At 67.9% G+C, this 7,071-nt stretch carries 8 protein-coding genes; 1 reads left to right on the top strand and 7 read right to left on the bottom strand.

From position 1 onward, the window contains the following. Positions 1–145: 145 nt before the first annotated feature. The 4 genes from BLJ79_RS20585 to BLJ79_RS20600 form a co-directional block, all read right to left on the bottom strand. Positions 146–841 (bottom strand): hypothetical protein, encoded by a 696-nt coding sequence (locus BLJ79_RS20585; RefSeq protein WP_071216658.1) that lies wholly within the window; start codon positions 839–841, stop codon positions 146–148. Further along, the gene (locus BLJ79_RS20590) at positions 838–1,761 is read right to left on the bottom strand and encodes an ABC transporter ATP-binding protein (protein WP_071216659.1); all 924 of its coding nucleotides are present in this window, start codon (positions 1,759–1,761) and stop codon (positions 838–840) included. The genes BLJ79_RS20585 and BLJ79_RS20590 overlap by 4 nt, the downstream gene beginning before the upstream one ends. Further along, positions 1,758–2,150: a GntR family transcriptional regulator gene (locus tag BLJ79_RS20595; protein WP_083411519.1), complete on the bottom strand. Its 393-nt coding sequence runs from the start codon at positions 2,148–2,150 to the stop codon at positions 1,758–1,760. Before BLJ79_RS20595 ends, BLJ79_RS20590 begins: the two co-directional genes overlap by 4 nt. Positions 2,151–2,397: 247 nt before the next feature. Then, the gene (locus tag BLJ79_RS20600; protein WP_071216661.1) at positions 2,398–3,099 is read right to left on the bottom strand and encodes a DedA family protein; all 702 of its coding nucleotides are present in this window, start codon (positions 3,097–3,099) and stop codon (positions 2,398–2,400) included. A 166-nt stretch (positions 3,100–3,265) separates the two neighbouring features. Here BLJ79_RS20600 and BLJ79_RS20605 point away from each other — a divergent pair, with 166 nt between their 5' ends. After that, on the top strand, positions 3,266–3,751 hold the full coding sequence (locus tag BLJ79_RS20605) for an immunity protein CdiI family protein (RefSeq protein ID WP_071216662.1): 486 nt from the start codon (positions 3,266–3,268) through the stop codon (positions 3,749–3,751). A gap of 97 nt (positions 3,752–3,848) precedes the next feature. Here the strand turns inward: BLJ79_RS20605 and BLJ79_RS20610 are convergent, their stop codons facing one another. The 3 genes from BLJ79_RS20610 to BLJ79_RS20620 are packed head-to-tail and all read right to left on the bottom strand — an operon-like array spanning position 3,849 to position 7,069. After that, on the bottom strand, positions 3,849–4,988 hold the full coding sequence (locus tag BLJ79_RS20610; RefSeq protein ID WP_071216663.1) for a Gfo/Idh/MocA family protein: 1,140 nt from the start codon (positions 4,986–4,988) through the stop codon (positions 3,849–3,851). 54 nt (positions 4,989–5,042) lie between these two features. After that, complete coding sequence (locus BLJ79_RS20615; protein ID WP_071216664.1) at positions 5,043–6,104, bottom strand: substrate-binding domain-containing protein; 1,062 nt, start codon at positions 6,102–6,104, stop codon at positions 5,043–5,045. A 47-nt stretch (positions 6,105–6,151) separates the two neighbouring features. Next, complete coding sequence (locus BLJ79_RS20620) at positions 6,152–7,069, bottom strand: ABC transporter permease (RefSeq protein WP_286135763.1); 918 nt, start codon at positions 7,067–7,069, stop codon at positions 6,152–6,154. Positions 7,070–7,071 lie beyond the last annotated feature (2 nt).

Below are 7,071 nucleotides of genomic sequence, written 5' to 3' on the forward strand. Positions count from 1 at the left end.
CACCAAAGGATACCGTCGATCCCCCGCACCTCGGGCACCGCGACCCGGGCATGTGGCGCGAATGACACCGCACACGGCACGGCGAACCCCGGCGGGGAGGGTTGCTGCCCCTCGTCCCCGCCGGGGTTCGCACGGTGCGCCTCGCCTAGGTCGTGGCCCGGCGCAGCGTCAGGTAGGAGCCGCCGGCCAGCGCCACGCACACCAGGCCCAGCACGATCGACAGGCCCAGCACCTGCATGGCGGCGAACCAGGCTCCCACCTGGGGCCAGGCGTCGTTCAGGCCCACCGCCGCGAGCACGCCCAGCAGCAGCGCCGCCACCCCGATGCCCGCAACCAGCAGGCCGGTGGCCTTCCAGCGCAGGTACACCGTGGCGCCCCAGAACCCGATCATGAACAGCAGCACCATCGCCACGAAGTAGAACAGGACCTGGATGACGGGGTGGTTGCCGGCAATCCAGTCCAGCGCGAAGAGCTGGCCGTTGAAGCCCCAGCCGCCGGTGGCCTTTTCCACCAGCCCCAGCAGGTAATAGAGGATCGAGTAGGCCATCGCGATCGCGGCAAACAGCCCCAGCGTGCCCAGGTAGAAGGTCCTCCTGGACACGCTCATGGCCTGCGAGAACGGGAAGGTGTAGGTCAGCGACTGGATGCCCAGCGCCAGGAAGTACCACATGACCGCCTGGCCGGACCCGGAATACAGGGTCCCTTCCCGGGCACCGGGAGGCAGCATCGCCCAAATGGCGAAGGTCAGCAGGGTCGATCCGAGCAGGATCACCATCGGGATCCCCAGGAACGTCCATTTGTTGATCAGCTGCATGCGCGCAACCTTGATGACGCGGTTCATTTCAGGGCCTCCTGGTGGTTCTCGAGGGGGGGTTCGGCCTGGGCGGCCATGGTGGTGCGCACGACCAATTGCTGCAGCGGCACCGGGGACAGCTCGAGCCCGAGCTCGGCGGCCATCGAGCGCTGTGTCTGCCCCAGCCTGCCCTGGATGGTGACCGAGGCCAGGGAGCCGAGCGCATCGCGGTGCAGCACGCGGTAGCCGTCGATGAAGCCCTCGACGATCTCCCGGTTCCCGGTCACCGCCACGGCCGAACCGCGCAGCGAATCGGCGTCCTCGTCGAGCAGGATCCGGCCCTCGTCGATCACCACCACATGCTCCAACAGGTTCGCGATCTCGTCGATCAGGTGGGAGGAGAGCACGATGGTGCGCGGGTGCCGGGCGAAGTCCTCGACCAGGCGGTCGTAGAAGATCTGCCGGGCCACCGCGTCGAGCCCCAGGTAGGGTTCGTCGAAGACCGTGATTTCCGCCCGCGAGGCCATGCCGATGATGACGCCCACGGCCGAGAGCTGCCCGCGCGAGAGCTTCTTGATCCTTCGCGTCAGCGGCAGCGCGAAGTCCGCCACGAGACCGTCGGCCAGCTCCTGGTCCCAGTGCGCGAAGAACAGCGCAGCGGCCTTGAAAGCCTGCGCGGGCGTGAAGTCCTCGGGGTACTTCTGGGATTCGCGGATGAAGCAGATCCGCGCGAGTGTCCCGTCGTTCTCGTAGGGGTCGGTCCCGTGGATCAGCACCTCCCCGCTGCTGGGGAATCCCTGGCCGGTGAGGATGGACATGAGGGTGGTCTTGCCCGCCCCGTTGCGCCCGAGCAGGCCGTAGATGCGGTCCGGCTCCAGGGCCAGCGTGACGCCGTCAAGGGCGGTGACGTCGCGGAAGGACTTTTTCAGGTTCCGCACCTCGATGGCGGGCTCGGATGGGTGCCTCATTGGATGACACTCCCTTCGGCTGCAGCCGCAGCCAGTGATTGGCGGACCATGTCGCTGAGCTGGTCCCCGTCGATGCCGAGTTTCCTCGCCTCGCGGGCCAGCGGCTGGATGTATTGGACTTGGAAGGCGTTGCGCCGGATCTGGAGCAATTTCTCGCGGGCGCCGCTGGAGACGAACATGCCGATGCCTCGTTTCTTGTACAGGATTCCCCGCTCAACCAAGAGGTTCACTCCCTTGGCCGCGGTGGCCGGATTGATGCGGTAGTAGGCCGCGAACTCGTTGGTCGAGGGGACCTGCGTTTCCTCGGCCATCGTGCCGGCGACAATCTCGGACTCGACCAGTTCCGCGATCTGGATGAAGATCGGCCGCGAATCATCAATGGCGCTCACGACGACCAGCCTTTCTTGACACGCAACGATCCCACGAGCCTGATTGGTTCAGTGGTTCATTACTCATGTAACTAACCTAGGGCGGCGGGAACCGGTTGTCAACAGGAATCGGCCACCTGCCCAAACGCGGGCGACATCGCCCGCCACCTCCCGCCGGGCAGCAAAAAGCCCGGCCGCACGTCCCTGGCATTCCTTTCGGGGTTCCAGGGACATGCGACCGGGCCCGGGGCTCGGTGGGGCGGTGCTGCTACTCGGCGGCGTCCGCATCCTGCAGCGCCGCGGCCTTTTTCGCCCGGCTCTTGCGGATCTTCAGCACGGCCCAGAGCACGATGAGCGCCGCGACCACCACGATCACGAGCTTCTGGAAGACGTCGGCGTAGGCCTCCACCACGTGCCAGTTCTCGCCCAGGTAGAACCCGGAGAGCACGAAGATGGAGTTCCAGATCAGCGACCCGGCCGCGGTCAGGCCCAGGAACTTGGCCTGGTTCATCTTGGTCACGCCCGCGGGGATGGAGATCAGCGAGCGGAAGATCGGGATCATCCGGCCGAAGAACACGGCCTTGGAGCCGTTGCGGTCAAACCAGCCCTCGACCTTGTCCACGTCGTCCAGGTCCACCAACGGAAGCCAGCCGAAGATCGCCCGGGTGCGCGCCCGGCCCAGCGCCCGGCCGACCCAGTACAGCGCGTAGGCACCGAAGATCGACCCGATCGTGGTCCACAGCAACGCCTCGAACAGCGAGAAGGACCCGCGGCTGGCGGTGAATCCGGCCAAAGGCAGGATGACCTCGGAGGGCAGCGGCGGGAAGAGGTTCTCCAGCGCGATGGCCAGCGCGGCGCCGGGCGCCCCGATGACCTCCATCAGGTGCACCGCCCAGTCGGCGAATCGGGTGATCAGGCTTCCGCCGGAGGGGTCGGCGGTCGCGGCCTGTAGCGCAATCAAGGTAATCATTGTGTTTCAGTGTCTCTTAAGGCCCTGAAGAATCGCTGGGGTCAACGCCCCGATGTGTCCAATGCCTCACGTGGCGGACCAGCGCAAGGGCCTCCCCGGAGCTGTCCGCGCAGGCGTTCACGGAGGGTGCACCTTCCGGAGCCGGCAGACTTGTTAGGCTGACCCGATGGCACTCCAACGCACGAACCGTCCACCGGTCATTCGACTTTTTCCGGACCACGCCGACACCGTCCTGTGGCTCGGTGAACCCGTCGACTACTCCGACACGGCACTCGGTGCGCAGCTCGTGGCCGCGTTGCGCGCCTGGGAGCTCGCGTACTACGAATCCCTCGACGAGGACCAGGCCTTCCGCACCAAGGCGCACGCACGGGCCTACACCGCTGAAGGCAACCGACTGGCCGGGCTCCTGGCCGCGGAAGTGGGCAGCGGTTTTGCCGTCGAATTCCGCAGTTACGAGAAATGGTCCAGGCCGCGCTACTTCCACAGCCCGATGGACGCCGCGAATCCGGCGTCGGCCGCCTGTTTCGCCGCGCTGTGCGCAGCCGAGCAGGCCTGGGCCCTCGAACGTGCCTCCGTGGCCGAGGAGGCAGGGTTGCGAGCCGTCGCCCCGCAGTCCGGCACGGAACTCGAGCCCTGTGAAGGCCGAGGCTAGAAGCAGGCCCCACGCACCGATGACCGGTCGAACCCGGAACACTAGCCGGGCGTACTCCCATCCGCGTGCCCCGGTCTCGCCGCCGGAACCGCGGGCTTCAAGACACGGGGATCCTGGCGCTGTCGGCCGCGGCGCTGGCCTCGATCGCGGCCAGCACGCGCTGGACCTCGAGCCCGTCGGCGAAGGACGGGGATGCCGGGGTGCCGCCCTCGATGGCCAGCAGCAGGTCGCGGACCTCGTGGATGAAGGTGTCGGCCCAGCCCAGCACGTGGCCGGTCGGCCACCAGCCCTTGAGATAGGGGTGTTCCGGCTCGGTGACCAGGATGGATTTGAACCCCGGCTCTCCGGTCGGGGCGTCGGCGTCGCAGACCTGCAGGTGGTTCAGCGATTCCAGGTCGAAGGCCAGGGAGCCGCGCGAGCCGTAGGCCTCGATCCTGAAGGAGTTCTTGCGCCCGGTGGCCATGCGCGTGGCCTCCACCGTGGCCACCGCCCCGTTGTCCAGTTCCAGCGTCGACCAGATCGCGTCGTCGACCGTGACGTCCTCCGTCCCCGCGGTGCCGGGGCGCCGGGTGACGAAGGTCCGGCTGGTGGCGGAGACCGAGCTGACATTCGCCCCGGTCAGGAAGCGGACCTGGTCCACCGCGTGGGAGCCCAGGTCCCCCAGGGCGCCGGACCCGGCCTCTTCCCTGCGCAGCCGCCAGCTCATGGGCGAGGCCTCGTCGACCAGCCAGTCCTGGTAGTAGCGGATGTTCAGCTGGCGCAGCTCGCCGAGCCGGCCCGCAGCCACCAGGTCCCGGGCCAGGGCGAGGGCCGGGACCCGGCGGTAGTTGAACCCGAGCATCGAGACCACGCCCGAGGCGGCCGAGGCGGCGGCCGCCCCGGCCATCGCCTGCGCCTCGGCCACGGTGTTGGCCAAGGGCTTTTCCACCAGCACGTGCTTTCCATGTTCCAGGGCGAAGAGCGCGATCTGCGCGTGCAGCGCCCCGGGGGTGCAGATGTCGACGATGTCCACGTCGTCGCGCAGGATGCTCGCGCGCCAGTCGGTGCTTGATTCCTCCCATCCGTAGCGCCGCGCAGACTCCTCGACCGATGCGGCATTGCGCCCGACCAGCACGCGCATGGCCACTTCCGGGGTCTCGAACGTCGCGTTGACGTTGCGCCAGGCCTGCGAATGGGCCTTGCCCATGAACGAGTGGCCGATCACCGCCACGCCGAGGGCCGGGCTGGTTCTGGACATCGATTACTCCTAGGTGCGGTGCTGCCGGTGTGTGGTGCGGTGTTGCGTCGGTGCCTAGGACTCGAAGGCCGTCGGCAGGTACTTCTCGACGTTCTCCTTGGTCACCACTGCCGCGTACAGCACGATCTCGCGCGGGATCTCGATGTCCAGCAGGTCGCCGAGGGCCTTGTCCTGGGCCACGAGTCGGGCCACGCGCACGCCGTCGGCCGCCTGGTAGGCCGGGTAGACGGTGGTGGCCTTCACCACCGAGTCGCCGGACTGGATCTCGCGCATCATGTTGGCCGAGCCGCCGTTGCCGACCATGAAGAACTCGTCGCGGTCCGCGGCCTTGATGGCTGCCAGCACCCCGACGCCCTGGTCGTCGTCGTGGTTCCAGATGGCGTCGAGCTGCGGGGCGGCCTGCAAGAGGTTGGAGGCGGCCTTCTCGCCGGATTCCACGGTGAATTCGGCCGGCACCCTGTTGGAGACCTCGAGCCCGCACTTTTTCAGCGCATCCTTGAAGCCGCGGCTGCGGTCCTGGGTCAGCGGCAGCGAGTCGATGCCGGGGATCTCGCCGATCTTGGCGTCCTTCTTGCCGTCGAGCTCCTTGCAGATGAAGTCCCCGGCCGAGACGCCCACGCCGTAGTTGTCGCCCAGCACGGTGACGCGGGAGGACTGGGCGGTGCTGAATTCGCGGTCGACGTTGATGACCGGGATGCCGGCGTCCATGGCCTTCTGGGCCACCTGGGTCAGCGCGGCGCCGTCGAAGGGCAGCAGCACGATGGCGTCGACCTTGTCGTTGATCATGGTCTCGACCTGGCTGATCTGCACGCTGACGTCGTTGGTGCCCTCGGCGACCTTCAGCTCCACGTCCGGGTATTCCTTGGCGGTTTCGACCGCCAGGTCGGTCATCGCGGCCATGAAGCCGTGGTCGGCCGCCGGAACGGAGAAGCCGACGGTGACCTTCTTGCCTTCCTCGGCGTTGGAGCCGGCGGCGGCTGCGGCGGCCGGGGCGCCGGTGGTGGGCGCGGACTCGGCCGGGGCGTTGGAGACGCATGCGGTGAGCATGAACGCCGAGGTGGCCAGCAGGGCTGCGGCCCCGAGCATCTTCTTCGGGCTTGCGGTGGGCTTGAACATTGCTTCTCCTTTGAAACGGCGTGTGGTGCGGGTGTGGGTGGTGCGGGTCAGGTGCGGGACTGCCGGGCAGCCAGCTGGCGCTGGATCAGCACGGCGATCACGATGATGGCGCCCTTGGCGACGAGCTGGACCGAGAGCGAGAGGTTGTTCAGGGCGAAGATGTTGGTCAGCGTGGAGAAGATCAGCACGCCGAGCACGGTGCCGAAGATCGAGCCGCGGCCGCCGGTGAGCAGGGTGCCGCCGATGACCACCGCGGCGATCACGTCGAGTTCCAGCCCGGTGCCGTGGGTGGCGCTGCCGGTGGTGGTGCGGGCCATGAGCATGAACGCGCCGATGCCGGCGCAGAGCCCGGCGAGCGCGTAGATGGCCATGGTGTGGCGTTCGACCTTGATGCCGGCCAGGCGTGCGGCCTCCGGGTTGCCTCCGATGGCGAAGGTGCGCCGGCCGAAGGTGGTGCGGTTCAGCAGCACCCACCCGCCGATCGCCACGAGGATGAAGACCAGCACGATGACCGGGAGCCCGAAGAGGTTTCCGCCCACCGCCTCGAGGAATGGCTCGACGGTGATGATCTGGGTCTTCTTGTCGGAGATGATCTCCGCCAGCCCGCGGGCCGCGGCCATCATGGCCAGCGTGGTGATGAAGGAGACGACCTTGCCGTAGGCGATGAGGATGCCGTTGACCAGCCCCGCGGCGGCGCCCACCCCCATGGCGGTCAGCGCCATGAAGATCCAGGAGGTGGAATCGGCGAAGGCCTGCCCGGAGAGGGTCGTCGCCCAGACCGCCGAGAGCGCCAGGATCGCGCCGACCGACAGGTCGATGCCGGCGATGGTGATCACGAACGTGGCGCCGATGCTGACCACTCCGGTGACCGCGGCCAGGCGCACGATGGTCATCACGTTGTTGGAGTCGGCGAACCTGTCCCCCGCGGTGACGGTGCCCAGCACCGCGAGCAGGACCAGGGCCAGGA

It is taken from the genome of Arthrobacter sp. UCD-GKA, assembly GCF_001863355.1.
GTDB lineage: Bacteria > Actinomycetota > Actinomycetes > Actinomycetales > Micrococcaceae > Paeniglutamicibacter.

Bases quoted from the DNA above. Each gene is read 5' to 3' on its own strand.
- BLJ79_RS20585 (WP_071216658.1), bottom strand. From the start codon at position 841: ATGAACCGCGTCATCAAGGTTGCGCGCATGCAGCTGATCAACAAATGG.
- BLJ79_RS20600 (WP_071216661.1), bottom strand. From the start codon at position 3,099: ATGATTACCTTGATTGCGCTACAGGCCGCGACCGCCGACCCCTCCGGC.
- BLJ79_RS20590 (WP_071216659.1), bottom strand. From the start codon at position 1,761: ATGAGGCACCCATCCGAGCCCGCCATCGAGGTGCGGAACCTGAAAAAG.
- BLJ79_RS20615 (WP_071216664.1), bottom strand. From the start codon at position 6,104: ATGTTCAAGCCCACCGCAAGCCCGAAGAAGATGCTCGGGGCCGCAGCC.
- BLJ79_RS20605 (WP_071216662.1), top strand. From the start codon at position 3,266: ATGGCACTCCAACGCACGAACCGTCCACCGGTCATTCGACTTTTTCCG.
- BLJ79_RS20610 (WP_071216663.1), bottom strand. From the start codon at position 4,988: ATGTCCAGAACCAGCCCGGCCCTCGGCGTGGCGGTGATCGGCCACTCG.